Below are 26263 nucleotides of genomic sequence, written 5' to 3' on the forward strand. Positions count from 1 at the left end.
GTGTCAGCGGCGGCGGCTACGCGTCGGCTTTGCGTCGGCTACCAGTCACAAGCGCCGCCTGTGTGTCGGATGGGCGGCGGGTCCGGGCGCCAGCGCGTCGCCTTCGGTGCAGGTGGACGCGGCTTTGCGTCGCCACGCGTGCGGTTCGCCGCCCGCTGCTTCCTGCACCTGCGGGCTGAAAGCCCGAGGTGAGGACAGAAATGCTTTAGTGCAGGATAGGCTGAGCACTGGCATTTGGATGACAAGCATCGCGAATGCTGGCAAGCAGCGTCTTCGGCTCGCCGGGTACTCAGCTCTACGCTTGGCTCCGTCGCCGCTGCTTCTGGCACGGCCATCTTTGCCGGATTGCGCCAGGACCGAAATCAAATACCGCGTACTGGTCCCCAAAGCTTGAGGCGAACCGATCTCGGGACCAACGGCACCGCGCCGCCCTTTTGGACCTCGGCTGGCAGGTCCTCGAGTTGTGGGAATGTGAAATCCGCGACCTGCAGCAAACCGAGGAGCGCCTCTTGGCGTTCTTGCAATCCAACCTTGGACCTCCCCCGCCACCTCGCTGAGCCTTGCCGAGCGGCCTGCGGCGTTCACCACCCTGGTGTAAACTGGTGCATCAGCTCTTCAGTGTTCGGGGATAGCCATGCGCCCTCAGGCGAAACGCAATGACAGTGGGGCGCAAGAGCGCACTGTTCGTGCTTCCATCAGCTTCCCGGAGGAGCAGTACCAAGTCCTGGAAAGGATTGCGGCAGAGAACAAAGTGTCTCTTGCCTGGGTCGTACGCGACGCGATCGACGGCTACTTGAAGTCGAGATGGCCTCTCCTACCGCAAGGCCCCGACGCCGAAGACGCTAAGTAGAGAAGCGAGAGCGCGTGAAGAAGAAATTTGAACAAGCCGGTAGTGAGATCCGGGTGCTATCCCTGTTCTCAGGTTGCGGCGGCATGGACTTCGGTGTCGAGGCGGCTGGCGGCCACGTCATCTTCTCGAACGACATCATGGTGGACGCCTGCAAGACGCTAGAGAAGTACTTTCCCGGCGCAGACATCCGCAACGCAGACATCTCTGGCATCCAGGCCTTCCCGGACGCAGACGTCGTTGTTGGCGGCTATCCCTGCCAATCCTTTTCGATGGCCGGCAATCGGGATCCGGAGAAGGATGAGCGGACGAGCCTGTACAAGCAGTTCTTGCGCGTAGTCGGCATTGTCCGGCCCAGGTATTTTGTCGCCGAGAACGTATCCGGCCTAAAGCAGTTGAGCAGCGGGACATTCCTGAAAGAGCAGCTCGACGCTTACGGCAAGGCCGGCTACAACGTCACGTACAAGCTACTCAACGCCAAAGACTACGGCGTACCGCAGTCACGCAAGCGGCTATTCATCGTTGGCGTGAGGAAAGACCTTAACCAAGCCTTCGAGTTTCCGAAGGAAACCCACGGAAAAACAACCAAGGCTTCAGGCCCCCTACTGCCGTATGCATCGCACGGCGACGCGATCAAGGGCCTCCCGTTGTGGCCAGCAGGCGAATTCTACGAACGCCCGCACGATCCGGAAGGCCACTTCTCCTGGTACTACATGTCCAGGAACCGGAAGGCCAAATGGGCTGATCCCGCCTTTACCGTCGTTGCCAACTGGAGGCACATCACGCTGCATCCAGCCAGCCCGGTGATGACTCTGACCTGGTCAAACCTCGCAGATGGATGGAAGCAGCGCTGGGATTTTTCCGATCAATACGAGCACTTGGAAGCCGACCCAAAGCGCAAAAAGCTGGATGAACCGCGCAGGCTGTCCTGGCGCGAATGTGCGCGCATCCAGACCTTCGATTCCAAGTTCACGCCAGTGGGCGAAACGGACTCGAAGTTCACCCAGATCGGAAACGCCGTGCCGCCAAAGCTTGCAGAGACCATATTTACACACCTCTTCTCCGGTGAAGGCCTGGTGGCGCTCAGCGCCTCAGATTCCCGCAAGGCAGCTTAGAACTGAAATGCAATTGCCGAACGAGTCTGCGAAAGGATTGCTGTGAACGGGGCGACTACAACGGCATTCGTTAGCGCTGTCGTCTCTGCGGCCGAGATCTCTAAGAACGAGGCGCAGCTGCGGCACGAGTTAGAGAATGCGCTCGAGCAGGCTTGCGCCGAACTAGCTATTCCTTGGACACCGTTCCAGCTTGAACGCGCCCTCAAAGCGAAGGGGAAGACCACTAAGTTTGCCGACGTAGCGCACGGCGCTGTGGTCATCGAGTACGAACCCCCGAAGTCATTTGGCGGACGCGCAGGCGCGAAGGCAGTCCACGCACGGCAGCAGGCTGAAGAGTATGCAGAGCTGATCTCCGCCGAAGAGGGACGCGCCCTCCAAGAATACGTCCTGGTCGCATGGGACGGGGCGCACATCACTTTCGGACAGTTTGACGGCGTGGATGCGGCCTGGGAAGACGTTGCCTCTTTCGATAGGATCTCGGCTGAACGATTGCTCTCCGCACTTGAAAGCAACGGCCGTCCTCTAGTCCACCCACAGCTTTTACAATCATTGGTAGGGCCGGACTCGGAGTACGGTACTGCGCTGATCCCTGAGCTGTACGCCAGCATCTGCAGGGCGGATGCTTCAGCAGCCACCACGAAAACCAAGATGCTGTTTTCGGAATGGCGCAGGCTCTTTAGCCAAGTCGTAGGGTTCCAGCCTGCGCACATGAAAAAGCTGCTTGCCCGGCAGGAGATCTCGCACGACCAACCGTACCAAGAGAACCCCGCTGCATACCTATTTGCGCTCAACACGTACATCGCCATCATCGCGAAGCTGGTAGCTGCTTGCGCCCTTCCCAGGGCCAGCCAGGACGTGCTGGCGCCAGGAGTACCGGTGGCGGATCGGCTGCGGTCGGTGGAGACAGGTGAGCTGTTCGAGCACGCCGGTATTCTGAACATGCTCAGCGGAGATTTCTTTTCCTGGTACCTGGACGACAGCGGCTGGCTCCGCTTCCAAGCGCCTCTCGGCGCCATGCTGGGCAGGTTGGGCGGCGTTGACTTCACCGTATCGAAAAAGCACGCAGACACGACACGAGACCTGTTCAAAGGCATCTACGAACGATTCATCCCCCGAGAAGTCAGACACGCGCTCGGCGAGTTCTACACGCCAGACTGGCTTGCAGAACACGGGATGGACCTGCTCGAATGGAAGCCGCATAATTCCTTGACCGATCCCACCTGCGGGTCGGGTACTTTCTTACTCGAAGCGATTCGACGCCGGCGCAAGGCCGACAGCGGCGCTACGGCCCAGTCGCTGCTTGCGGGCATCCACGGCATCGACCTAAACCCTCTTGCGGTCCTCGCCGCGAAAGGGTCGCTTGCTGTCTTCCTGTCGCCCCACCTCGACCCCGCGCAGCCCATACGGCTTCCGGTCTATTTGGCGGACGCCGTCTACCCGGCGGCCGTCGACCTCTTCTCGAACTACAGCCACGTCCTGCAAACGGAAGTTGGCCCCAGGGAATTTTCCGTCCCCGAAAGGATGATCGGACACCCAGACTTTTTCCGTGTCTTTGCGAAGGTACGGATGCTGATCGATGCGGACTATCACGCAGCAAAGATCTGCGGCTCGATCCTTGCCGACTTGCAAGCAATGGGTCTAGATCCATCCGATATCTCTATCGTCGGCACGACGGTGGGCAACTTGGTCGAACTCCATGACCAAGGGTGGAACGGTATCTGGTGTTCAATTTTGGCCGATCGCTTTGCAGCAGGCGCGATTCCACCCGCCTCCCACATCTGCGGTAATCCGCCGTGGGTCAAGTGGAGCAACCTGCCAAAGGAGTATGCCCAGTCGATCCAAGAACATTGCCGAGGACTCGGCGTATTCAGTACTGACAGATGGGTGGGCGGCATCGAGTCTGACATCTCGACCGTAATTACCTACCAGGCCGTGAAGCACTACCTCGCGCGGGACGGGCGCCTAGGCTTCTTCCTACCCGGATCGGTGTTTACGACGGAATCCAGTGCAGGCTTTAGGCGCTTTTCAATCGACAACGGCAGCTTGCATTGCCGCGTCTTGCTCGTTGAGGATTACCAAGACATCAAGCCGTTCGATGGAGTCAGCAACCACCCAACGTTCCTGATGCTTCAGCGAGACGCAGCGACTGCATTCCCTGTTCCCTACCGCTCATGGATCCCAAACCCGGATGGCAGCGCCGTTCAGCGGACCTATGCTTCGGCGGAGCAGTTTCGCTGTACTGCCAAACGAATTGACGGAGCTGCGGTACCAGTACCGGGCGGCGATGGAACGCGCCCATGGCTGGTCGGGTCTGCTCAAGACCACGCAGTGTTCTCGAAGGTTTTTGCGGCGGGCGCAAAGCCTGAGTACAAGGCGCGGAAAGGCGTCACAACCGATCGCAACGGCATCTTCTGGGTCCACGCCACGGGTGCGGTTGGGACCGGGCTGGTAACGGTGCAGAACGCAGCAGACATCGGCAAGACGAAGGGCATTCCCCAGATCACCGCACCAGTGGAATCAGAGCACCTCTTCCCACTTCTTCGCGGCCGCGGCGTTGCCCCGTTCAACGCTGTGCCGGAAGCAGACCTTCGCATCCTGGTCCCTCAACGCGGCATGCATGGCGACCCAAACCTTCCGACCTCGAGCCCGCACACATACAAGTTCCTCAATCGTTTCAAGAGCCACCTTGAACAGCGCTCCAGCCTCAAACGCTTCCAAAAGGGGCAGGAGTTCTATTCGCTATGGAGCACGGGCACCTACACGTTTGCTCCGTTCAAAGTGCTATGGCGCGAGATGGGGAACACCTTCGCTGCGGCATACATCGGTAGCGCAACGATCAAGCACGCGGGCGAAAAAACCGTTGTGCCTGACCACAAGCTCTATTTCATACCGCTTGAATCAGAGCCCGAGGCGGCTTACCTGACAGGTTTCTTAAACGCCCCGACCATTGCCAAGGCGGTGTCCGCTTACGCGGCGCAACTCAGCTTGGGTGCCAGCGTTGCAGAGTACCTCAACATCCCAAAGTTCGACGAGGACAACGGGGAGATGTCTGCCATCGGCACTATCGCAATGGACCTGACGAACAGAGCAGGCGATGCGCAAGAATCGGACTTCGAACGGCTTGATTCGCATGTCCGGAAACTGCTTTCGATCTAGATTGCCTACGCGAACCTGCGGACATCAAGCCGCCTCGGCAAGCGCGTCAGGCGTGAGGTGCCACAAATCCTCGGATGGGCTAGATCTCCGCACATACTGATCAGCTACGAGTACCGGGCACTCATCACAGCGCGAAGCGGTGCCCAGCGCGGTGCCAGCGCATGAAGCTGATGAGCATCTGCCAGCCGAAGAAGGCGCAGCCGATCCACGATGATTGCGCCTCCCAAATCGCTCTCGTTGGCCCAGCCCCCATCGGCGTGGCGAAAATCAAGAGGCAAGAAGTAGTAGCTGGCCCAGGGATGCATGATGGGCATCTTCCACCCGAGCTTTGCATGGCTGGTCTCAAGCTGCTTGAACCGCCAATCCTCTTTGGAGCAGCCGCACTGCGCGAGGGCCGCTGGGATGCCCTTTCGGTCATCCGCCATGGGATGCCATGCAACAAGATCGATCCCGCCATCCCCGCTGTCGTTGCGTTTGAAGTCGCGGGCAACGAAGTTCACCCCTGCGCGGATATCGTGTGCCATCGCAGTCATCTTCGCCAACAGAGTGCCCTTATAACGAGCCCCAGCACCCCCTCCAGCACCAGTTGCGTGAACTTCAGAACCTACGGGAATGAGATGCCGAAATACCGCCAGTGAAAGTCCTTCAAAGTAGCGAGCGAGTTCGTTCCGCTCGCGAGTTGACTCGATATGGCGCAACAGCGATGCCAGGAGCAAGTGCAAATAGGAATGCTGCTGAGGAGTGCTCGGCGCTTCCCTAAGTTCGAGTGTGTCCTCGTCCGCACTTACCGCGAATGGGTAAACAGCATCTCCAAATTCGGTGCGTCGCGCCGCCGCGAAGCTGATCAGATCGCGCCATCGCGATTCCGGGTCGAACTTCCGATTCGCTGCCGTTGCCTCCACGCGTCTCGCGAGTCCCACTAGGTCACCGCGCGAGTAGCACCTGTCCGGATGAACCAATGCACGCAACTCGGCAAAGTCCGTCCACAAGTACGGATCGCCCGTATCGGGCGGCACTTCCAATGCGGTCAGCATGCCCGGCTAGTCCTCTAGCTTCTCACGAATGTACGTTCGCACGTCGCGCGCGCCCTCTGCTAGCTTCTCGGCTTGGCTCAAGTGGTCACGCGTAAGCGGCTTCGTGTCGGGCAGCATGTTCCACACGATGGAAATCTGCTTTTGAGCCTCGTCGAGCGCATTGTTAAGGGCTTGCTGCGGGCCTTCGCTATACAGATACGCGGTATTCAGATCGCGCGTCTTAGCCAACATTGCCGCAGCATGCTTACTACTCACAATCTCGGCCAGCTTGCCGATGTTCCGAGACTCGCCAATGATGGTTCGCCCTTGCTGATCTTTGGGGAACAGCCAGCTAAAGAGCATCTGCAGGCGATCATCCTTGAGCGCAGACATTTCGAAATCGTCCCGCGACGAAAGACCCAGCCAGTCAGTAATCTTTTTGTAGTTGAGGGCCGTAGTTAGGTACGAAAACTCTACGTCCTTGGACTCCATGGGAAGCATGAAGAACTTCGCATCTTGAGCCGTGTGATAAAGCTGTAAGCCGGTGAGAAGTTGCCCCACATAGTCTGCACGGCTTCCAATGTCTCTGGCCAAAACTCGAAGCAACTCGCTCTTAGGCAAGCGCTTGTAGAACTCTTGGCGGATGTCCATCAGGTACTGGGCCTTCGACAGCGAGTCCCATTCCTTGATGCCGGTGATATGCCGGTATCCCAGGTAGCGCATTGATGACCGGCGATCCGGATATTCAATGCACGGCAGTTCGACAGGCGGCTCAACAGAGGCGGCCTCACGAAGCTCTGCAATGCTAGACCTACGGCGCGCCGGAGGCTCAAACTGTCGGTTTAGTAGTTTGACGGCCGCAAGCCGCCGGTTGCCTTCTACGACGATCAGCCGGCCGCCTTCTCGCGTGACAAGCAGCGGCTCTCCCTCAAAGTAGCCCTTCTGACCAATCGACGCCATCAGATCCTGAACGCCTTCGTCATCGAGCATTTCCTCGATTACCTGCTTGTCTTCAATCGCGTTGTTGAGCCGATAAAAGCGCGGATTCTTTGGGTCGAAATGCAGGTCCCTGGTCTTGAACCTGACAATAGGCGGCGGTGCTGCAGCCGCGGCCTGGGCAGAGGGTGTGCTTGTTTTAGCCATTGTGCTCAGGGTTTGACGTCGATCTGCGCGGCCGGCCCAGATGCGGCCAGACCGGCCGCGCCCAGGAGAATAGGGATGATTTTGGCTGCTGGCATTATGAGGTAGCAGAAATGAGATGTCGGCGGGCCTTCCTGATCAGCCGTCCCCTCTATAGCCTGAGATCGACTGCCGCAGCGGGGCATGCAGAAGGCAGCCCTAGGGGGATGGGATTTTCCGCCCTGGGCAACAGCGGTCTCTTGATCAGTCACGGGGCACGACGTTTAAGGCGACCAGCAAAGCGTCTAACCGTTCCCCCAGGCGCTCCCAAGCTTCACGCTTCTCCGCTGCGTAGTCATGATGCAGATAGGCTCTGCGGACACGGCTCCCGGCTAACACATGATTTTGGCATCGATCAATCAGATCGAGTGACACGCCCAACTGCTGCATCATGGTGGCGCCGGTGCGCCGTAAGTCGTGGGGCGTCCACGCGCCCGCCGCTCCCTCTGACAGCGTGAGCGAGTTGTCATGCTTGCGGTGCGCCAACGGCCCGGCGCGCTTCTTGAACTGTGTTTGGCGATCGCCGATCTGCTTGGACACGCTCTTCACGCAGACGTGGTGCGCTGGCGCTTCACCAGTCGCCGCTCGGGCGGGGAAGCAAAACGGCGTGTCACCGGTCAGCGCATGCAGCGCCTTGAACTGCCGCAGCGCGAATGGCGACAGGTAGACCTTCCAGCTGACGCGTGTCTTGGTGTTCTCTCCCGGCACAAACCACTCGCCGATCTGTAGGTTCACGTGCTCCCAACGGGCCATCAACAGCTCGCCGATTCGGCAGAGCGTGCCCAGGCAAATCCACAGAGCGAGCTGCGTCTCCTTCTTCAGCGGACGATCAGTCCCGTACTTCTGTCCAGCTGGCGTCGCTGCATAGGCGGCCTCCATGTCTGCGAGTTTTGCGTGCAGCTCGCGCAACTCATCGGGGGACAACACGCGGTCACGCTCTGCGTCTGGATCGCATCCGTGCGGCAGCAACTTTGCCAACTCGACCAGCTTGGTCGGATTGCCTTCGATCATGAGCGCGCGCCAGGGCTTGCGAGCTTCTGCCCAAGCAAACAACTGCACCAGATCGGCATAGATCCGCGAGGCCATGCGATAGGTGCCTCGGCTGATTACGGCGCGCAGCACCGCGCGGATGTCGCCTTCGTCCACCAACCGCACGGGCTTTCTACCAATGAGCGGCAGCACGTCCTTCTCGAAGCTGCGCTGCAATTCGCCGTTCTCACCTGCACGTTTCACGCCGTCCCGCAACCACACTTCGAACATCGCTCGAAGCGGAAGATCCTCGGCCTGGTGACGGGCGGCCTCCGCAATAGTCGCCTCGACCTTGGCCTGCGCTTCGATCTTTGCGGCTCGCTTGGCGTCGGTCGGCTTCACGCCGTCTTTGATCAGCGCCCTCGCCCGATCACGCTCGACACGAATCGCTTCAAGACTTGTAGCGGGCCAGCTGCCGCAGTAGTGCCAGGTCACTTTGCCCTCCCACTTGAAGGCATACCGGAACGGCAGAAAGACGGCGCCGCCGTCCGATAAACGGACCTCCCCGCTCAATCCGTCGCCGTCGCTCAGGGTGTCGCGCTTCCAGCCGGCCGGCACGGACTCCAGCTCTTTCACGGTCCAGCGTCGGCCTTTTCCTTGCCTCGGATACCGAGTCACAACCCCTCCAATGGGTAAACCAGTGGGTAAACCAGCGCCGGGCTTTCGGCAAATCTCGCTAGACGCCTTGGGACACAAGGATAGACGCAACCGATTGATTTACAAGAACATTTTTAGTCCCAGAGCGTCCCACCACATCCCGCCAGATTTCCTTCTTAATCGCATGGGGTGCAAGGGGTAGCGAGTTCGAATCCCGCCGTCCCGACCAAAAATAAGAAGAGAAATCAAGGACTTAGAAGCGAAAGCCTCTAAGTCCTTTTTCCTTTCTGGCGTCGAAAAAGCTCTGAGGGGTCCACCCAGGGGTCCACTGGCAAAAGGCTGCGGCAGGCAAGCCCCACACCGGCACGACCGCCGTCTTATTCGCGCATGTTCAGCATCCCCGAGTGGTCTAGACCGCATCAAGGAGGATCTCATGCCCCAGGACCCCACTCTTGCCCAACCAACGGCCGTAGCAGCCACTTCAAACGCCCGCCCAACCGGGGCGCTTTGTGAAGCATCTTTTGGACGCTTTCAACCCGAGCAGCTTCGGTTGATCAAGGAAATCGCCATCACGCGGCGCGGGCGCCTTCTGAGGGAAGGGCATCCGAACGGTGCATCGTCGAAGGGCTCACGTTCGTCGCCAGGACTAGAAAAGTTTCAGGCGTCCCGCTTGGTCCTTTAGCTGAAGCCTGAAATCAGGATGGGCGATGTCAATGAGCGCCGCCGCCCGCTCACGCATCGACTTGCCCCGCAACTGCGCGACGCCGAACTCGGTCACGACGTAGTTGACGTCGTTCTTGCTGGTGCTGACCAAGGTGCCCGGTTCGAGCGTGGGCACGATGCGGGAGATCGTGCCGTCCTTGGCCGTGGACGGCAGGACGATGAAGGACTTCCCACCCGCCGAGCGGTTGGCGGCGCGCACGAAGTCGGACTGGCCGCCCGTGCCCGAATAGGGCGTTGCGCCCAGCGACTCCGAGCCGCATTGGCCGAACAGGTCGATCTGCAGCGTCGCATTGATCGAGACCAGCTTGTCGTTGCGGCCGGCGATGAAGGGGTCATTCGTGAAATCCGCCGGGTGCAACTCGAACGCCGGATTGCGATGGATGTAGCGGTACAGCTTCGCCGAGCCCAGCGCAAAGGTGGCGATCGCCTTGCCGGTCTGGAAGTTCTTGCGGCGGTTGGTGACGGCACCGCACTCAATGAGCGAGAGCAGCCCGTCGCCCATCATCTCGGAATGGATGCCCAGGTCGCGCTTGTGCCGCAACTGCATGACCACCGCATCCGGGATGCCGCCATAGCCGATCTGCAGCGTGGAGCCATCCTCGATCATCTCGGCGACGTAGCCGCCAATCGCCTGCTGGACCGGGCCGATGGCGGGCAGGCCGACTTCGCGCAGCGGCGCGTCACTCTCGGCGAAGGCGGTGACCTGGGAGATGTGCACATGGCAGTTGCCGTGCGCGAACGGCATCGCGGAGTTCACCTCGAGGACCACCACGCGGGCGCGCTCGACGGCGGCCATCGTGTAGTCGGCGCCAAGCGAGAGGGCGAAGTAGCCGTGTTCGTCCATCGGTGACGCCATGCTGAACACGACATCGGCCGGCGTGAGCCCGAGCCGGATCATCTGCGGCAGCTCGGAGAAATGGCATGCCAGTGTCTCGACCCAGCCCTGCTGCGCCCCAGGCCGCGAGGCGCCGCCCAGAAAGTAGCCGATGTGCCGGATGTGCCCGACGGTCTCGGGGTCGAAATAGCCGTAGGCGCCGAGCGGCAGGATCTGCCCAATGCGGACATCGAGCAGCTCCCGGCGGCGCTCGGACAGCGCACCCAGCAACGCAGGGGGCTCCCCCGCGCCTGTCGGCACCACGATGGTGTCGCCGTTTCTGACTTCGCTGACGCACTCGGCGGCGCAGCGGCGCTTCTGGCGGTACTGCTCTTGGAAGGACATCGTGGTCTCCTGGGTTCGTTGCTCTTGTGAAGCCTGGCGACGGACTGACCGTGGGAAAAGCTCCAGCACGTCGCCCTGACCAGGACGGCGCCGGATTCTTGGCAGCCGCGAACCCGCCTGAAAACCGAGCCGTGATTGTGTTCGCCTGATGGCTTGCGGACTGGGCGCTGGCGGCAGCCGCAAGCCTTGCCACCAACAACTCCGCGGTACGGTCATTGCCAATGTGGCGTTTGATGCAGGCGTCGCGCGCTGCAACGATGGCGCGCCACCCCACTACCCCCTGCGCCCATGGACTGGATCAAGGCCTTGACCGCCACACCGCTGGACCAACTGACCCGCACGGAACTGGTCCTACCCCAGCACGGCAATCCCTACGGCACGCTGTTCGCCCCTGAGGCGCTGTCCATGCTGGGCAAGACGGCCCTGCTGGCCGCCACCCGCTTCAGCCGCCAGTCGGTCGTGATGGCTGCGTCGCGCGACATCAGGTTCCTGCAACCGATCGCGGTGGGTTCACTGCTTCACCTGCATGCGCGCGTCGTGCGCGTGGGCCGCACCTCGATGACGCTGGAGGTACACGCAGCACTCGATGCCGCGCCTGGCACCAAGCCCCAGGACGCCTTGCAGGGCAGCTTCGAGATGGTGGCCGTGGATGCCTCCGGCCGGCCCGTGGCTATCGAGCCTCCCGAGCCGTCTCGCCCGGCTCACGCAGGCATGAGTGAGCCGTGAGCCAGCCGCTGCAAGCACCTCAGGCCATGCCACCCATGCACACGTACTTGACCTCCAGGTACTCCTCGATGCCCAGCGCCGACCCTTCCCGGCCCAGGCCTGACTGCTTGACGCCGCCGAAGGGCACATGCTCCGTCGCGATGACGCCGGCGTTGACGCCGACCATGCCGTACTCCAGTGCTTCGGCGACGCGAAAGCAGCGGCCCAGGCCGGTGCTGTAGAAGTACGCTGCCAGGCCGAACTCGGTGGCATTGGCCAGTTCGATGGCCTGCTGTTCCGTCTCGAAGCGGAAGACCGGCGCCAGCGGGCCGAAGGTTTCCTCGCGGGCGCAGAGCATGTCGGCCGTGGCATCGGCCAGCACCGTGGGCGCATAGAACTGACCCGCCAGCCGCTCCCCGCCGGTGAGCAGCCGGGCGCCACGCGCGAGCGCGTCAGCCACATGCGCCTCGACCTTGTCCAGCGCAGCCGGCTCGATGAGCGGGCCCTGCGTGCTGTCGGGCGCGAAGCCATTGCCGGCCTTCAGCGCAGACACCCGGGCGGTGAACTTGTCGAGGAAGCGCTCATAGACCGGCGCCTGCACATAGATGCGGTTGGCGCAGACGCAGGTCTGGCCGGCGTTGCGGAACTTGCTGGCAATGGCGCCCTCCACCGCCGCGTCGATGTCGGCATCGTCGAAGACGATGAAGGGCGCATTGCCGCCCAGCTCCAGCGCCAGCTTCTTGACGGTCGGCGCGCTCTGCGCCATCAGCAGGCGGCCCACCTCGGTGCTGCCAGTGAAGCTGATGTGGCGCACGACGTCGCTGGCACACAGGCGCTTGCCGATGGCGATGCTGTTGGCGCTGTCCGCCGTCACCAGGTTCAGCACGCCGGCCGGCACGCCGGCGCGCTCGGCCAGCGCGGCCACGGCCAGCGCGACCAGCGGCGTCTGCTCGGCGGGCTTGAGCACCACGGTGCAGCCCGCCGCCAGCGCGGGCGCGACCTTGCGCGTGATCATGGCCAGCGGGAAGTTCCACGGCGTGATGGCGGCGCAGACGCCGATGGGCTGGCGCAGCACCAGCAGCCGCCGGCCGTTGTCGTATGGCGGCAGCGTCTCGCCGTTGATGCGCTTGGCCTGCTCGGCGTACCACTCGACGAAGCTGGCGCCATAGGCCACCTCGCCACGCGCCTCGGTCAGCGGCTTGCCCTGCTCGGCGGTGATGAGCCTGGCCAGGTCGTCCTGGTTGTCCATCAGCAGCTGGAACCAGCGCAGCAGCACGGCATGCCGCTGCTTGACCGTCGTGTCGCGCCAGGCGGGCCAGGCGCGGTGGGCGGCCTGGATGGCGGCTTCGGCGTCACCCGCATCAAGGTTGGCGACGCGGGCCAGTTCGTGGCCGGTGGCCGGGTCGTGCACGGCAAAGCGCTGCGGCGCATCGCGCCACCGGCCGTCGATGAAGGCGTCGGTCTTCAGCAAGCGGGCATCGGCCAGCAGGTTCAGCGGGGATGTCGCCGTGTTCATCAGAAAGCACTCCGGTAAATGGCCAGCGCGTCGGCTTCGCCGACCTCGCGCGGGTTGTTGATGAGCAGCCGGGTCTGCCCCATCGCATCGGCGGCGAGCTGGGGCAGAGCATCGGCGGTGATGCCGTGGTCGCGCAGCCGCAGGGCCAGGCCGGTCGCGGCGATCAGCGCCTCCAGGTGACGGATGAAGGCCTGCGCCTTGGCCGGCACGTCGCCGCTGGCGCCGGGCACCAGCGCGTCGGCCAACTGGGCATAGCCCTCGGGCGCGGTCTCGGCGTTGAAGCGCAACACGGGTGCCAGCACCAGCGCATTGCTGAGGCCATGCGGCAGGTGGAAGCGCCCGCCCAGCGGATAGGCCAGCGCATGCACGGCGGCGACGGGGGCGTTGGCGAAGGCCTGGCCGGCCAGCAGCGCGCCGAGCAGCATGGCCTCCCGGGCTTCCAGGTCCTGCCCATCCTGGCAGGCTCGCAACAGGTGGCGCGACAGCAGATCCAGCGACTGCAGCGCCAGCGTGCCGGACAGCGGATTCTTCAGCCGCCGGCTCGTGAAGGCTTCGATGGCGTGCACCATCGCGTCGATGCCGGTCGCGGCCGTGATGGCCGGCGGCAGGCCAGTCGTCAGCGTCGCGTCCAGCACCGCCATGTCGGCATAGAGCTGGCGGGCCACGATGCCGCTCTTGCTGGCGTTGCCCATGGCGGCGCCGGTCGTGACGATGGCGATGGCCGTGACCTCCGAGCCGGTGCCGGCCGTCGTGGGCACCTGCACCAGCGGCAGGCGCTCGCCTTTGACCTTGTCCACACCGTACATGTCCGCCAGCGGCTGCGTGCCGGCCAGCAGCACGGCCACCAGCTTGGCCACGTCCATGGACGAGCCGCCGCCGATGGCCAGCACCAACTGGGCACCGAAGTCGCGCGCCCTTGCGGTGACCGCCTCCACCACCGGCTCGGGCGGGTCGGCCTGCACGTCGTCCACCACCAACACCTCGTAGCCCGCCGCGCGCAGGCTCGCCAGCGCCGGCGCCAGCAGGCCGCTGGCGTGCAGGAACGCATCGGTGACGACACAGATCCGCCGGACTGTGGCGAGCGAGAAACGGGCCGCGAGCAGCTCGCCCAGGCGCGCGTTGGCGCCACGCTCAACGACCAGCTGCGGAACGGTTTGGAAGGAGAAGGCTTGCACGATGGGAATGCCGAGGCAGTGACGGGCGGGCGGCCAGTGTGCGGACGCAAGGGCCGGTGACGCCACCCTCGCGCGGCCTGTCTCCACAGGGCGGAAACGCTCGCCTCGCGCCCTGCTTTCAATCGAAATCTTGGCCCTGCCCGCATTGCGGTCAGGCGTTTCGAATGGGCGTTTCCCCAGCCCCAACGGCATGCCGCTTGCGACACATTGCACACATCCGTCGTGGGCTTGAGGGCCCTCCTCCCCCGCGGCGGCAACGATCCTCCGACCTTGAAGGTGCCACCATGGAAAGAAGCGTTCCGATCCGCTCCGTCAGCCGCAGCATCGCGGTGCTGCAGGCCATCAATCGCGGCGACTGGTTGACCGTGATGGAGATCTCGAAAGCCGTCGACCTGCCCTACCCGACGACCTTCCGCATCATCCAGACGCTGATGCACGAGGGCCTGGTCGTGTGCGAGGCGGGCAGCAAGCGCTACCGCGTGACGGCGCTGGTGCAGTCGCTCGCGCTGGGCTATGCAGACCGTGGCAGCCTCATCGAGGTGGCGCGCCCCCGCATGGTGGCGCTGACGCAGAAGCACGCCTGGCCGGTCTCGCTGACCACCCATGTCGGGCGCAGCATGATCGTGCGCGACTCGACGCACACGCTCAGCTCGCTGACCTTCTGCAACTACGCGCCGGGCTACAGCCTGCCGCTGCTGGAGTGCGCCTCGGGCCACGCCTTCCTCGCCCACCTCAGCGACGACGAGCGGCTGGGCCTGCTGGCAGGGCTGGAGGCCTACGAGCGCCGCACGCCGCTGCTCGACATGTTCAAGACCGAGCGCCTGGTGCAGAACATCCGCGACAACGGCTATGCCACCTGGGAGCGCAACCCGCACACCCAGTTCCCGGGCAAGACCTCCTCCATCGCCGTGCCGGTGTTCGAGCAGGGCGAGGTCGTGGCCACGCTGACGCTGGTGTTCTTTGCCTCGGCCATCCCGATGGCCGAGGCCGTGCGCCGCTATGCCGAGGACATGAAGGCCACCGCGCGCGAGATCACCGCACAGCTGGAGGCCGGTACGCAAGGCGCCACCGAGCACGCAATGCCCGCCGAGCACCTGGCCCTGGCCTGACCCTCAAGCCCGGCGCAGCAAGCCCAGCAGCGCCCGGCTGTCGGGCGCCAGGTCCAGCCCCCAGAGCGCATGCAGGATCTCGCCGGACCGGCGGGGCAGCACCAGGTCATCGGCGGCGCTGCGGAACAGCTCGCTGAGCTGCGAGTCGCTCAGCGGCTGGGCCGCGCTGCCCAGGAAGGCGTCGATGCGGACGTGCTCGCTGGCACCTTCCTCGAAGTGCGCCGTCAGGCTGCAGGCCTCGATGCCGCCGTCCCCGCCCCCGCCCGGCAGCAGCTCGATGCGGGCGGCCAGGGCGCGGACGGCGGGGCTGTCCCGGCACGACGGCTCCCGCTCATCGGTCGTGAACTGCCCCAGCAGCCAGGCAGCCGCCAAATCGCGGCACAGGCCGTCCGCTGCGGCCGGCGCCTGCGTCTGAAGCAGACGCCAGGCCTGCGGCGACAGCGCCAACTGCATCAGGCGCGGCTCGCGGCCCAGCGCCAGCGGCCGCAAGGCCAGCACCGCGTCGACCGGCGCCAACGCCTGCACCGGCAGCGGCCGGCAGTGCAAGGCGATGTCCTGCAGGCGCCAACGCCCACCCAGCCCGTCGATGGCCAACCCCGACGCGGCGCCGACCCCGGCCAGCGCGGTGGACAAGGCGGTGCGGTCCATCCCCAACAAGGTGCCGCAAGCCACGACCGCACCAAGACTGCGCGAGCCGCCGCCCTCGACCTCTGCACAGGCGAGGCCCACCTCCAGCCCCAGGGCCAGGGCTTGCAACAGGTCGCGCCCCGCATGAGCGCCGGCTTCGGCCTGCGCCAGCAAGGGCGGGACGATGGCGGCCGTGACCTGGCCGAGGCTGGGCAGGTGGGTGTCGCCGAAATCCAGCATGCCGAGCAGCTGGGCGTTGACGGCCGCCGCCTGTGCCGGCGGCGCCAGCATGTCGGTCCACCACAGCCGCGCCAGCGCAGGCTTGCGATCCGCCTGACGCGCCTGGGCCGCCTGCGCCAGCAGCGCCACGCCTGCAGGCTGCAGCGCCGCAGCGGCCGAGGCCTTCAGCTGGTTGAGCAGCAGGCGCTTGGCCTGGTGCAAGACCCTCTCCGGCAGGCCGTTGCGGCGTTGGTCGCAGACGAAATCGGCCAGACGCTCGGCCACGGTGTTCGCCATCCTCACGCCCGGCCGCTCGGCGGATGGCGATGCCCAGCGGCGGGCGGCTGCCCTGTCGAGAATGTCATGCGAGGGCCTCCCGGACTGCCTGGTTGTGGCTTGCAGACTAGTGCTGCGCCAGCCGTTCAGGAAGCGTCGCGGGCTTTCGTATTCACACCTTGAATTGCCTGCGCCGCTTGGGCCGTTTGGGCCACATGCAGCGGGTGCCGCTCGGCCACCTCGCGCGCCAGCCGCTGCAGGCGCGGCGCGTAGACCTCGCGCAGCCGGTCGGTGTTGCGCAGCGTGGACTTGATGTAGCGCATGACGATGCCGCCCACCGGCCGGCCGGCCAGCAGCAGCGGCACGCCCAGGTTGCCCTCGCGGTAATGGTCGAACTCCAGATGGCAGAAGCCATCGCTCAGCACGCCGTCGATCAGCCGCTGGATCTGCGGGCGGTCAAACCGCACGGGCGCGGTCGGGTCGGCTTGCTGCAGGGCCGAGCTGACGATGGACTCGCGCTCGGTCGGCGTGCAGTGGGCCAGGTAGCAGTAGCCGCAGGTCGACAGCAGGATGGGCAGCGAGGCGCCGACGCCGTAGCGGATCAGGGCCAGCGGCGAGTCGTGGTCGGTGTTCAGGCGCACCACCATGTCGGTGCCGCGCGGTGTGGACAGCGCGATGGCCCAGCCCAGTTCCTGCTGGGCCTCGGCCAGCAGCGGCCGGGCGATCTCGATCAGCAAGTCCTCGTCCTGGAAGCCGGCGGCCAGCCGCCGGACCAGGCTGGTGAGGCGGTAGATGTCGCTGTTGGGCAGCTTGTCGACATAGCCCTCGGAGGCCAGCGTCTGCAGCAGCCGGTAAGCCGTGGCACGCGGCACTTCGATGCCCTGGGCCACCTGCGTGACGGTGGCGTCGCCCTGCTGGTTCAGGAAGGTGATCGCCCGCAACGCCTTTTTCAGCGACTTGATTTCATCCCGCTCACCCATGCACGTCTCGCCCGGCGCCCTGTCTGCGCCGAGTTTAGGGGTGGCGGTTCAGGACGCGGCAGCGGCCTTCGGGTAGCGCCCCAGGCCCAGCAGCAGCAGCGGGCCCACCACCAGCATCGCGGCGGCCACCCACAGCGCGTCCTGGTAGCTGCCGGTGCGGTCGAAGATCATCGCGAAGGCGATGGGCCCAGCGCCGGCCGCCACCGAGAAGTTGACCCATTGCCACGCATAGATCTGGCCGAAGTTGCGCTTGCCGAAGTAGCGCAGGCACAGGTAGGCGATCAGGTCGAACTCGGCACCGGCCGCCAGGCCGATCATCATCACCGCCGCGCCGGGCCACTGCGGCACGGCCAGCAGCAGGCAGGCCAGCGTCGGCGGCATCAGCAGCACCAGGGCCACGGCCGGGCCCCAGAAGTGGTCCAGCAGCCAGCCCGCCAGCAGCCGACCGGCCATCACGTTCAGGCCCAGCAGGCTGGCATAGCCGGCCGCTTGCGCCATCGTCAGGCCGCTGTCGGTCAGCATGGGCACGAGGTTGGGGATGAGGCCCGACACCGCCGCGCAGATCAACCAGAAGCCGACGATGAGCAGCCAGAAATGACGCGTGCGCAGCGCCTGGCCCACGGTCATTCCCTCGCCTTCGGGCGAAGCGCTCGCGGCGCCGACTGCGGCGCTCGGCTTCTCGCGGAACAGCAGCCACACGGCCGGCATCGCCACCAGCACGATGGCCAGCGCGATGGCCAGGTAACCGGCCCGCCAGCCGTAGGCGCCCACGATCAGGTTGACCAGCGGCGGCGCCACCAGCGCCGTCACGCCTGTGCCGCTGAGCGCAATGCCCAGCGCCAAGCCGCGGCGCTTGTCGAACCACGCCGCGATGCCGCGCGACCAGGTCAGCGGCGTGGTGCCGACGCCCAGCACCGCGAAGATGAACCAGTTGGCCTGCCACAGCGTCGGCGAGCCGGTCTGCGCGGCCAGGCCGGCGAAGCCCAGCGCCAGGCCCAGCTGGCTGAACAGCGCGACCGGCCGCACGCCGAAGCGGTCGATGGCCCAGCCCGCCGCCCAGGCGCTGCAGATCACGCCGACCATCGAGAAAGTGAAGCCGCTCTGGATCACCGAGCGCGACCAGCCGAACTCCAGCGCCAGAGGCTTGGCAAAGATGCCCAGCGTGTAGAAGGGCAGCGCCGTCAGCCCCATGGCCACGCCGATCCAGGCCGCCAGCACCACGCGCCAGGCGTGGTCGCGCCTGAACTCGCTGACCTCGGGGTCCGAGGCGGAGGGCAGCGCGGCGGGCTGTGCGGAGAGAGTGCTCATGGTGGGCGGACGAATGCTGGCAAGTGGCGGCAGGCTAGGGGATAGGGTCGGGCCGGTCAACGCGGCCCTCCGCCGCAGTTCACCTCGCGAACAGCGGGCGGCACCCCAAGACCTTGGCAAGGGCCGAACGGCGCGGCCTGTTCATCTGGCGGCTAGCCGGCGAGCCCGGCGCACAGACGGCGAGAGCCGGTCCTACATTCATTCGAGACCAAGGAGTTCCCGTGCTCAACACCTTCCAGCAAGCCCAGCACCCGATGCTGCCCCGCGCCAGCCACGACGAAGCGTCGCGGCAGGAGTTCGCCAAGAGCCTCAAGCAGTTCGTGCAGCAAGGCCTGCTGCCGGGCCTGCAGCCGGTGTTCTCGCAGCGCGCCGCCAAGGCCTTCGAGCAGGAACATGGCCGCGCACCGCAGGACCGCCGCGAAATCCGCAAGGTGATGGAGCCCGACCTCTACTTCCAGCACTACGCCGCGCTCAACCGCATCGCGCAGGAGCTGATGTGGAACTCGGTCATCGACTCCGTCGAGCGCCAACTGCCGGCGCTGAACGAGGGCGCCAAGGCCTGGTCGGCCAAGACCCAGGCCCAGCTTCGCATAACCCCCGACTTCGTGCCGCCCCGCTACGTGACGGCGCTGGACATCCACTGCATGCCCGGCGGCTACGCCAGCGAGCTGAGCCCCGGCGACATCAGCGTGGCGGCCCTCTACGACCGCGGCGCCTACCTCTACGGCATGGGCTTCGCCGGCCCGCTGAACGACGACATGGGCCGTTCGGTCTGCAACTACGTGCAGCGCAAGCTGCCCGGCTTCAAGCCGCGCCGCATCCTCGACATGGGCTGCACCGTGGGCCACTCCACGCTGCCCTACAAGACGCTGTTCCCCGATGCTGAGGTCTGGGGCATCGACGTGGGCGGGCCGGTGGTGCGCTATGCCCACGCCCGCGCCGCAGCACTGGGCATGGACGTGAACTTCGCGCAGATGAATGCCGAGGCCACCGACTTCGAGGACGGCTACTTCGACCTGATCGTCAGCCACATCCTGCTGCACGAGACCAGCGGCAAGGCCATGCCGCGCATCGTGCGCGAGTGCCATCGGCTGCTGTCGCCGGGCGGCTATGTGATCCACGCCGACCTGCCGCCTTTCGACCTGATGAGCCCGTTCACGCAGTTCATTCTCGACAACGAGACTTGGTACAACAACGAACCGTTCTGGGGTGCGATGAGAGAGATCGATCAGATCAAGCTGGCGGTCGACGCCGGCTTCCCGGCCGACAGCGTGGCCTTCGCCACCGCACCGATGGCCATCCTGGAATCGAGCGCCGAAGGCGCGGCCGGCTACACCGGCGACTCCACGGCGGCCGTGGCCGACCGCGAGTTCACCGCCGGTGAGTTCGCCCCCGGTGGCGGCTGGGAAGTGCTGGTCGCACGCAAGGCTGTGCAAGCATGAGCGCGCCCAACCTGAAGCCCCAGCGCCACGCGCGCGGCAAGCGCCCGCAGTTCTATGCCACGCCGGGCCTGGACGATGCGATGTCCATGATCATCGTGCTGGCCCAGGAGCTGAGCGTGCTGCGCGACCGCGTCGACGCCATCGAGCGGGTCTCGGCCAAACGCGGCATCGACCTCGCCAGCGAGATCGAATCGCTGGAGCTGGACCAGGCCGCGCTGGATGCCCGCGAGCTGCAGCGCCAGCAGCTGTTCGAGCGTCTGTACTACGTCGCCCGCAAGGAAGCCGACGAGCTGGCACAGGCCGACAGCAAGCAGCGCTACGACCAGGTCATTGAAGAAACGGCGCAGGCATGAGCGGCACCGTTGACAAGCAGCCCGTCCTGATTGCGGGCGCCGGCATCGCCGGCCTGTGCACGGCGCTGGGCCTGTTGCGCGCCGGCATCCCGGTGCGCGTGCTGGAGCAGGCAGCCGAGCTGCGCGAGGTCGGCGCCGCCGTGTCGCTGGCCCCCAATGCCACCCGCGCGCTCGACAGCCTGGGTGTGGGCGAGGCCTTGCGCGCCGCGTCCAACTGGCCGCAGCGCGCGGCGATGAAGCACTACCAGAGCGGCGCCGAGATGGTGGCCTACGACATGGGCCCCGAGATGGAGCGCCGCTGGGGCAGCCCCTATCTGCAGCTGCTGCGCGCCGACCTGCACACGGTGCTGGTGGACGAGCTGCGCCGGCTCGACACGACGGCGCTGCAGCTGGGCGCCCGGGTGCTGGGTGTCAGCCAGGACGGCGACTCGGTCACCGTGGAGACGGCCGCCGGCAGCTTCACCGGCACCTGCCTGGTGGGCGCCGATGGCGTGCGCTCGGCGGTGCGCGCGGCGCTCTACGGCGACGGCGCGCCGGACTTCACGGGCTATGTCGCCTGGCGCGGCGTGGTGCCGACGGACTCGCTGCGCAACCCCGACTTCACGCCCGACACCGCCGTCTTCCTCGGCCCGCAGCGCACCCTGCTGCGCTACCGCGTGCGCGGCCACACGGCCGTCAACGTGGTGGCCTTCGCGCGGGTGGAGAGCTGGGCCGATGAGGGCTGGTCGCTGCCGGCAGACCGGGCCGAGCTGCGCGCCAGCTTCGCCGGCTGGCACCCGGAGGCCGACGACATGATCGAAGGCCTGTGCCGCGCCGGCGCCTTCAAGTGGGGCCTGTTCGGCCGCGCCGCGCTGCCGCGCTGGCAGCAGGGCCGCGTCAGCCTGGTCGGCGACGCCGCCCACCCGATGCTGCCCTTCCTGGGCCAGGGCGCCGCGATGGCCATCGAGGACGGCGTGCTGATGGCGCGCGCGCTGGTGCGTGGGCCTGATGTCGAAACGGCGCTGGCCTGCTATGAACGCATCCGCTACCCGCGCGCCACGAACACCGCCAAGCGCGCCGATGCCCACGGCCTGCGCATCCACCAGCATCTGGTGACGGCCTCCGCCGATGCGCCGGTGCCGCGTGACGACTTCGCCGAGTTCGACTTCGATGTGGCCACCACGCCGCTGGACGCCTGAGGAATGACCATGCGCCTGTCCCTCGCCCTGCCCGCCGCGCTACTGCTCGCGTCCCTGTCCGCCGTGGCCCAACCCGCGTCGGCAGCGGAGGTCAAGACCACCCGCGTGCTGACCCGCGAATCGGTCATCGCCCGCTTTGCCGATGCCCAGTCCAAGTTCGTCGACGTGGACGGCGTCAACATCCACTACAAGGACCAGGGCAGCGGCCCGGCCATCCTGCTGATGCAGGGCACGCTGGGAGACCTGGCCGACTGGGACGGCTGGGCCGAACAGCTGTCCAAGCGCTACCGCGTGCTGCGCTTCGACATGCCGGCCTTCGGCCTCAGCGGCCAACTGCGCAGCGGCAACTACTCGGCCGACCGCATGCTGTCGCTGATCGACGCCTTCATGGACCAGATGGGCGTGGAGCGCTTCGCGATTGCCGGCACGTCCTACGGCGGCCTGGTGGCCTTCCGCTACGCCGCCACCCGCACCGACCGCGTCATGGCGCTGATCCTGGCCAACTCGGCCGGCGTCGAGTACGGCAAGCGGCCGTCTCAGATCGCCACCGCCAGCCTGCCGACGCCGCTGGCCGGCTCGGCGACGGCGCCCGCCCCTGCATCCGCACCCGCAGGCGAGACCCGCGCCAACATCTTCAACGACCCCGTCATCACCGCCGCCGACGTGGAGGTCAACCTGCGCCATGTGCTGGCCAACCAATCCCTGGTGACGCCGCTGATGGTGGAGCGCAAACTGGCCTTCACGAACATGCAGGGCCGGCTGGAGGAGTCGCTGGCCGGCCGCAAGCTCTACGAGCGCGGTGACCCGCTGCGGGTGCTGAGCCGGGTGCGTGCGCCGGCCCTGGTGCTGTGGGGCGCGGCGAACAAGGCGCTGGACCCCAAGACCGCCGACGCCTTCGTCGCCGCGCTGAAGAACGCCTGCAACGCCGAGCGCATCGTCTACGGCGACGCCGGCCACCTGCTCATCGTCGACAAGGCGGCGCAGAGCGCGGCCGACGCGATGGCCTTTCTCGACCGCAGCACGAAGTGCCGCAGCAAGACCTGATCACCTGCCCCCCGGGAAGCCCTCTCATGCATTACGACTACGTCCCCCTGCCCGAACGCCAGCCGCTGCGCTGGCCCGGCGACAAGCGCGTCGCGCTGTTCCTGACCATCAATCTCGAAACCTGGGACCTGATCAAGGACACCGACAAGCCCTACTACGCCGGCGGCCCGGCCATCCTGCCCGACACGCTGCCCGGCAACGTGCCCGACTTCCCCAACTACAGCTGGCGCGAGTACGGCCAGCGCGTCGGCGTGTGGCGCCTGTACGAGCTGTTCGACGAGATGGGCGTCAAACCGGCCGTGACGATGAATGCCGTCACCGGCCTGCGCCGCACGGCGATGGTGACCGCAGCGCTGAAGCGCGGCTGCGAGGTCATTGCCCACAACTACGAGCAGGGCGAGTTGCTGACCAACTTTGCCGGCGACGTGGCCGCTGAGCGCGCCGTCATCGAGCGCACGCTGGCCGTCTACGAGCAGGTCTGCGGCCGCCAGGCCCAGGGCTGGCTGTCGTCCTCGCTGCGCGGCACGCTGAACACGGCGGACATCCTGGCCGAGAAGGGCCTGAAGTTCTACTGCGACCTGATGAACGACGACCAGCCCTACCTGGTGCAGACGCCGCACGGCCCCATCGTCTCCACGCCCTACTCCAACGAGATCAACGACTTCACGCTGCTGACCCGGCGCGGCCACACCACGGCCGAGTTCCGCGACGTGCTGATCGAGGAGTTGAGCGTGCTGCATGACGAAGGCGCCAAGACCGGCCGCATCATGAACGTGGGCCTGCACCCGCACGTCAGCGGCCGCGCCTACCGCATCAGCGCGCTGCGCGAGTTCCTGGAGTTCGCCAAGTCGCTGCCCGGCGTCTGGTTCACCACCCGCGAGGAGGTGGCGAGCTGGTATCTGGAACACCACCACGAACACATCACGCCGAGGGCCGGCGCATGAGCCTCGTCATCCCTGAGCTGCAAGCCAGCCACGCCGACGCGCTGGAGTTCCTCGGTCGCGGCGACCATCCGATGCTGCTGGGCGAGCAGTGGGTCGCCGCCCGCTCCGGCGAGTGGATGGAGGCCGTCAACCCGGCCACCGGCGCCGTGCTGGGCCGCTTCCCCAATGGCGACGCGGCCGATGTCGACATCGCCGTGCAGACCGCGCGAGCCGCCTTCGAGCAAGGCCCCTGGCCAGCGATGACGCCAGCACAGCGCGCCAAGATCCTGTGGCGCGTGGGCGAGCTGATCGAGCAGCACATCGACGAGCTGTCCGAACTGGAGACGCTGGACCAGGGCAAGCCGATCTGGGTCGGCCGCTATGCCGAGATTCCCGGAGCGGCCGAGCAGTTCCGCTTCTTCGCCGGCCAGGCCCAGCGCATCGAGGGGCAGACCCTCCCGACCTCGATCAACTACCAGCCGCCCGGCAAGCAGGTCTTCGCCTACACGCTGAAGGCCCCCGTCGGCGTCGTCGCGGCCATCGTGCCGTGGAACTCGCCGCTGGTGCTGACCGCGATGAAGTTGGCGCCCGCGCTGGCCGCCGGTTGCTGCGTCGTGCTCAAGCCCGCCGAAGACACGTCGCTGACCGCGCTGCGCCTGGGCGAGCTGCTGCTGGAGGCCGGCCTGCCGCCGGGTGTGGTGAACATCGTCACCGGCCGTGGCGACGTGGTGGGCGCCGCGCTGGCCGCGCATCCGGGCGTCGACAAGATCTCCTTCACCGGCTCCACGCAGGTAGGCCGCTCGGTGCTGTCAGCGGCCGGCGGCAACCTGAAGAAGGTGACGCTGGAGCTGGGCGGCAAGTCGCCGGTCATCGTCATGCCCGATGCCGACATGGACCTGGCCATCCCGGGCGCAGCGAATGCGATCTTCTTCAACACCGGCCAGGTCTGCGTGGCCGGCTCTCGGCTGTACGTGCACCGCAGCGTGTTCGACCAGGTCGTCAACGGCATCGCCGACATCGCCCGCGGCATGAAGCTGGGCCACGGCCTGGACGCGACCACGCAGATCGGCCCGCTGGTCAGCCGCAAGCAGGCCGACCGAGTCCACCGCTATGTGCAGGACGCGCTGACCGATGGCGCCAAGGCTGTGGTGGGCGGGCGCCAGCTGGGCCCCAACAACACCTTCATCGAGCCGACCGTGCTGGTCAACGTGCGGCCGGACATGGCCTGCGTGCAGGAGGAAATCTTCGGCCCGGTCGTCGTGGCCACGCCGGTCGACTCGCTGGAAGAAGCGCTGGCCTTGGCCAACGATTCCATCTACGGCCTCGCCGCCAGCATCTGGACCAGCGACCTGTCCACCGCCCACCGCGCCGCCGCGCGACTGAAGTCCGGCACCGTGTGGATCAACTGCCACCTGATGTTCGACGCCAGCCTGCCCATCGGCGGCGTTCGGCAATCCGGCTGGGGCCGCGAAAGCGGCCAGGCCGCCGTCGACAACTTCCTGGAGCTCAAGACGGTCTGCGCCGTCGTCTGAGCCCCGCGCACCTTCCGCCCTGTTTCCTGGAGAAAGCCATGTCCCTGAATGACTTCAAGCGCCGTGACGCGCTGCGCCTGGCCGCTGCGGCCGCGCTGACCGGCGGCGCCACCGGCCCCGCACTCGCGGCCACGCCGGCCCACCGGCCGCTGGCCTTCAAAGACCCGATCTGGAACCGCGAGGTGTCCGCCCGCCTGGAGGCCTGCGCCGACCCGAAAAACTTCGTCTACGGCGCGGTGTCCGGCGTGGTGGCCGGCGTGCGCGACGGCGAGAAGGTGCGCCCGCTGATGCGCTTCGAGGTGTTCAGCACCATCCGCGTGGTGCGCATGGCCGACGGCAACTACCAGCGCCTGTGCCGCGAGGTGGTGTTCTATCGCAACCTCGAAACCGGCCAGCTGATGGACGAGTGGGACAACCCGTACACCGGCGAGCGGGTCAAGGTGGTGGACGTGGCCAACGACCCCTACAACTACGTCATTGCCGACCACTTCCCACAGCCGCCCAGCTACGGCGGGCTGAACAAGGAGACGCGTCCGCCGCGCCCCTTCATCCGCAACTGGAGCATGCTGGACGAGAACACCGTCGGCCTGGAATCCGACATCCACCTGTACTACCCCAGCGCGATGCGGCCGGAGAAGTGGCTGCGCGAGTCGCCCGGCGCGATGACGCGCGTGTCGGAGATGTTCCGCTACGTCATCCGCCGCAGTGACCTGGAAGACGCCACGCTGGACCACATCCCCTACCACGGCGTGTGGAACCGCGTCACGCCCTGGCTGCCCTGGATGCTGATGGACCAGGCCCCCGGCCACATCCTCTACACCGGCACGATGACGGCGCAGACCAAGATGGTCCACCCCAAGGACGTCATCGAGCGCGTGCGCGAGCGCCACGCCAAGTACCTGGTGGCGCCGGAGAAGGTCGAGGGGCCCAGCCTGTCGAGCCTGGAGCGCTATGCGCTCGAACAGACGCCAGCAGCGCCCCGTACCAAGAAGCCCTGA

General features: G+C 65.9%; 20 protein-coding genes. 11 read left to right on the forward strand and 9 right to left on the reverse strand.

Translation table 11 applies throughout. The features are described 5' to 3' along the window. Nucleotides 1-864 precede the first annotated feature (864 nt). Together ACG00Y_RS03065 and ACG00Y_RS03070 are read left to right on the forward strand one after the other, a co-directional pair. Nucleotides 865-1962, forward strand: coding sequence for a DNA cytosine methyltransferase (locus ACG00Y_RS03065; RefSeq protein ID WP_394475854.1), 1098 nt, complete (start codon nucleotides 865-867; stop codon nucleotides 1960-1962). A gap of 42 nt (nucleotides 1963-2004) precedes the next feature. After that, the gene (locus tag ACG00Y_RS03070) at nucleotides 2005-5118 is read left to right on the forward strand and encodes an N-6 DNA methylase (protein ID WP_394475856.1); all 3114 of its coding nucleotides are present in this window, start codon (nucleotides 2005-2007) and stop codon (nucleotides 5116-5118) included. Between the two features lie 104 nt (nucleotides 5119-5222). Here the strand turns inward: ACG00Y_RS03070 and ACG00Y_RS03075 are convergent, their stop codons facing one another. The 4 genes from ACG00Y_RS03075 to ACG00Y_RS03090 form a co-directional block, all read right to left on the reverse strand. Next, the gene (locus ACG00Y_RS03075; protein WP_394475858.1) at nucleotides 5223-6152 is read right to left on the reverse strand and encodes a hypothetical protein; all 930 of its coding nucleotides are present in this window, start codon (nucleotides 6150-6152) and stop codon (nucleotides 5223-5225) included. 6 nt (nucleotides 6153-6158) lie between these two features. Beyond that, on the reverse strand, nucleotides 6159-7274 hold the full coding sequence (locus ACG00Y_RS03080; RefSeq protein ID WP_394475860.1) for a ParB N-terminal domain-containing protein: 1116 nt from the start codon (nucleotides 7272-7274) through the stop codon (nucleotides 6159-6161). A gap of 240 nt (nucleotides 7275-7514) precedes the next feature. Next, nucleotides 7515-8915, reverse strand: a complete 1401-nt coding sequence (locus ACG00Y_RS03085; RefSeq protein ID WP_394475862.1) for a tyrosine-type recombinase/integrase — start codon at nucleotides 8913-8915, stop codon at nucleotides 7515-7517. 667 nt (nucleotides 8916-9582) lie between these two features. Beyond that, the gene (locus tag ACG00Y_RS03090; protein ID WP_394475864.1) at nucleotides 9583-10878 is read right to left on the reverse strand and encodes an acetyl-CoA hydrolase/transferase family protein; all 1296 of its coding nucleotides are present in this window, start codon (nucleotides 10876-10878) and stop codon (nucleotides 9583-9585) included. Nucleotides 10879-11166: 288 nt separating this feature from the next. Between ACG00Y_RS03090 and ACG00Y_RS03095 the strand changes: the two genes are divergently transcribed. Continuing rightward, nucleotides 11167-11604 (forward strand): acyl-CoA thioesterase, encoded by a 438-nt coding sequence (locus tag ACG00Y_RS03095; protein WP_394475866.1) that lies wholly within the window; start codon nucleotides 11167-11169, stop codon nucleotides 11602-11604. 19 nt (nucleotides 11605-11623) lie between these two features. Here the strand turns inward: ACG00Y_RS03095 and ACG00Y_RS03100 are convergent, their stop codons facing one another. Next, the gene (locus ACG00Y_RS03100; protein WP_394475868.1) at nucleotides 11624-13099 is read right to left on the reverse strand and encodes an NAD-dependent succinate-semialdehyde dehydrogenase; all 1476 of its coding nucleotides are present in this window, start codon (nucleotides 13097-13099) and stop codon (nucleotides 11624-11626) included. After that, nucleotides 13099-14274, reverse strand: a complete 1176-nt coding sequence (locus tag ACG00Y_RS03105) for an iron-containing alcohol dehydrogenase (protein ID WP_394475870.1) — start codon at nucleotides 14272-14274, stop codon at nucleotides 13099-13101. Before ACG00Y_RS03105 ends, ACG00Y_RS03100 begins: the two co-directional genes overlap by 1 nt. A 284-nt stretch (nucleotides 14275-14558) precedes the next feature. On the opposite strand from ACG00Y_RS03105, the gene ACG00Y_RS03110 reads away from it, so the two are divergent. Then, nucleotides 14559-15383 carry an IclR family transcriptional regulator domain-containing protein gene (locus ACG00Y_RS03110; protein WP_394475872.1) on the forward strand — a complete coding sequence of 275 codons (825 nt, stop codon included), beginning with the start codon at nucleotides 14559-14561 and terminating at the stop codon, nucleotides 15381-15383. A gap of 3 nt (nucleotides 15384-15386) precedes the next feature. On the opposite strand, the gene ACG00Y_RS03115 is transcribed toward ACG00Y_RS03110, so the two are convergent. From ACG00Y_RS03115 to ACG00Y_RS03125, 3 genes are all read right to left on the reverse strand, one after another. After that, on the reverse strand, nucleotides 15387-16526 hold the full coding sequence (locus tag ACG00Y_RS03115; protein WP_394475874.1) for an MmgE/PrpD family protein: 1140 nt from the start codon (nucleotides 16524-16526) through the stop codon (nucleotides 15387-15389). Between the two features lie 125 nt (nucleotides 16527-16651). Continuing rightward, nucleotides 16652-17485: a helix-turn-helix domain-containing protein gene (locus tag ACG00Y_RS03120; RefSeq protein WP_394475876.1), complete on the reverse strand. Its 834-nt coding sequence runs from the start codon at nucleotides 17483-17485 to the stop codon at nucleotides 16652-16654. Nucleotides 17486-17533: 48 nt separating this feature from the next. After that, entirely contained in the window at nucleotides 17534-18793 is a 1260-nt protein-coding gene (locus ACG00Y_RS03125; RefSeq protein ID WP_394475877.1) for an MFS transporter, read from the reverse strand. Between the two features lie 221 nt (nucleotides 18794-19014). Between ACG00Y_RS03125 and ACG00Y_RS03130 the strand changes: the two genes are divergently transcribed. Genes ACG00Y_RS03130 through ACG00Y_RS03160 form a run of 7 tightly spaced genes read left to right on the forward strand, consistent with a single transcriptional unit; the run spans nucleotide 19015 to nucleotide 26263 of the window. Next, complete coding sequence (locus tag ACG00Y_RS03130) at nucleotides 19015-20235, forward strand: class I SAM-dependent methyltransferase (protein ID WP_394475878.1); 1221 nt, start codon at nucleotides 19015-19017, stop codon at nucleotides 20233-20235. Continuing rightward, nucleotides 20232-20588, forward strand: a complete 357-nt coding sequence (locus ACG00Y_RS03135) for a hypothetical protein (RefSeq protein ID WP_394475879.1) — start codon at nucleotides 20232-20234, stop codon at nucleotides 20586-20588. The genes ACG00Y_RS03130 and ACG00Y_RS03135 overlap by 4 nt, the downstream gene beginning before the upstream one ends. After that, the gene (locus tag ACG00Y_RS03140) at nucleotides 20585-21766 is read left to right on the forward strand and encodes an FAD-dependent monooxygenase (protein ID WP_394475881.1); all 1182 of its coding nucleotides are present in this window, start codon (nucleotides 20585-20587) and stop codon (nucleotides 21764-21766) included. The genes ACG00Y_RS03135 and ACG00Y_RS03140 overlap by 4 nt, the downstream gene beginning before the upstream one ends. A gap of 9 nt (nucleotides 21767-21775) precedes the next feature. After that, a complete protein-coding gene (locus ACG00Y_RS03145) occupies nucleotides 21776-22810 on the forward strand; it encodes an alpha/beta fold hydrolase (RefSeq protein ID WP_394475883.1) in 1035 nt (344 codons plus the stop codon). Nucleotides 22811-22836: 26 nt separating this feature from the next. Beyond that, nucleotides 22837-23754 (forward strand): polysaccharide deacetylase family protein, encoded by a 918-nt coding sequence (locus ACG00Y_RS03150; RefSeq protein ID WP_394475884.1) that lies wholly within the window; start codon nucleotides 22837-22839, stop codon nucleotides 23752-23754. Further along, nucleotides 23751-25265 carry an aldehyde dehydrogenase family protein gene (locus ACG00Y_RS03155; protein ID WP_394475886.1) on the forward strand — a complete coding sequence of 505 codons (1515 nt, stop codon included), beginning with the start codon at nucleotides 23751-23753 and terminating at the stop codon, nucleotides 25263-25265. Before ACG00Y_RS03150 ends, ACG00Y_RS03155 begins: the two co-directional genes overlap by 4 nt. Before the next feature lie 38 nt (nucleotides 25266-25303). Then, nucleotides 25304-26263: a DUF1838 family protein gene (locus tag ACG00Y_RS03160; RefSeq protein WP_394475887.1), complete on the forward strand. Its 960-nt coding sequence runs from the start codon at nucleotides 25304-25306 to the stop codon at nucleotides 26261-26263.

This window comes from Pelomonas parva, from assembly GCF_043555835.1.
GTDB lineage: Bacteria > Pseudomonadota > Gammaproteobacteria > Burkholderiales > Burkholderiaceae_C > Pelomonas > Pelomonas parva.

What these genes read in the sequence shown, in the direction of transcription:
- ACG00Y_RS03075 (WP_394475858.1), bottom strand. Translation starts at nt 6,152, where the DNA reads ATGCTGACCGCATTGGAAGTGCCGCCCGATACGGGCGATCCGTACTTG.
- ACG00Y_RS03080 (WP_394475860.1), bottom strand. Translation starts at nt 7,274, where the DNA reads ATGGCTAAAACAAGCACACCCTCTGCCCAGGCCGCGGCTGCAGCACCG.
- ACG00Y_RS03090 (WP_394475864.1), bottom strand. Translation starts at nt 10,878, where the DNA reads ATGTCCTTCCAAGAGCAGTACCGCCAGAAGCGCCGCTGCGCCGCCGAG.
- ACG00Y_RS03095 (WP_394475866.1), top strand. Translation starts at nt 11,167, where the DNA reads ATGGACTGGATCAAGGCCTTGACCGCCACACCGCTGGACCAACTGACC.
- ACG00Y_RS03100 (WP_394475868.1), bottom strand. Translation starts at nt 13,099, where the DNA reads ATGAACACGGCGACATCCCCGCTGAACCTGCTGGCCGATGCCCGCTTG.
- ACG00Y_RS03110 (WP_394475872.1), top strand. Translation starts at nt 14,559, where the DNA reads ATGGAAAGAAGCGTTCCGATCCGCTCCGTCAGCCGCAGCATCGCGGTG.
- ACG00Y_RS03115 (WP_394475874.1), bottom strand. Translation starts at nt 16,526, where the DNA reads ATGGCGAACACCGTGGCCGAGCGTCTGGCCGATTTCGTCTGCGACCAA.
- ACG00Y_RS03120 (WP_394475876.1), bottom strand. Translation starts at nt 17,485, where the DNA reads ATGGGTGAGCGGGATGAAATCAAGTCGCTGAAAAAGGCGTTGCGGGCG.
- ACG00Y_RS03125 (WP_394475877.1), bottom strand. Translation starts at nt 18,793, where the DNA reads ATGAGCACTCTCTCCGCACAGCCCGCCGCGCTGCCCTCCGCCTCGGAC.
- ACG00Y_RS03135 (WP_394475879.1), top strand. Translation starts at nt 20,232, where the DNA reads ATGAGCGCGCCCAACCTGAAGCCCCAGCGCCACGCGCGCGGCAAGCGC.
- ACG00Y_RS03140 (WP_394475881.1), top strand. Translation starts at nt 20,585, where the DNA reads ATGAGCGGCACCGTTGACAAGCAGCCCGTCCTGATTGCGGGCGCCGGC.
- ACG00Y_RS03145 (WP_394475883.1), top strand. Translation starts at nt 21,776, where the DNA reads ATGCGCCTGTCCCTCGCCCTGCCCGCCGCGCTACTGCTCGCGTCCCTG.
- ACG00Y_RS03150 (WP_394475884.1), top strand. Translation starts at nt 22,837, where the DNA reads ATGCATTACGACTACGTCCCCCTGCCCGAACGCCAGCCGCTGCGCTGG.
- ACG00Y_RS03155 (WP_394475886.1), top strand. Translation starts at nt 23,751, where the DNA reads ATGAGCCTCGTCATCCCTGAGCTGCAAGCCAGCCACGCCGACGCGCTG.
- ACG00Y_RS03160 (WP_394475887.1), top strand. Translation starts at nt 25,304, where the DNA reads ATGTCCCTGAATGACTTCAAGCGCCGTGACGCGCTGCGCCTGGCCGCT.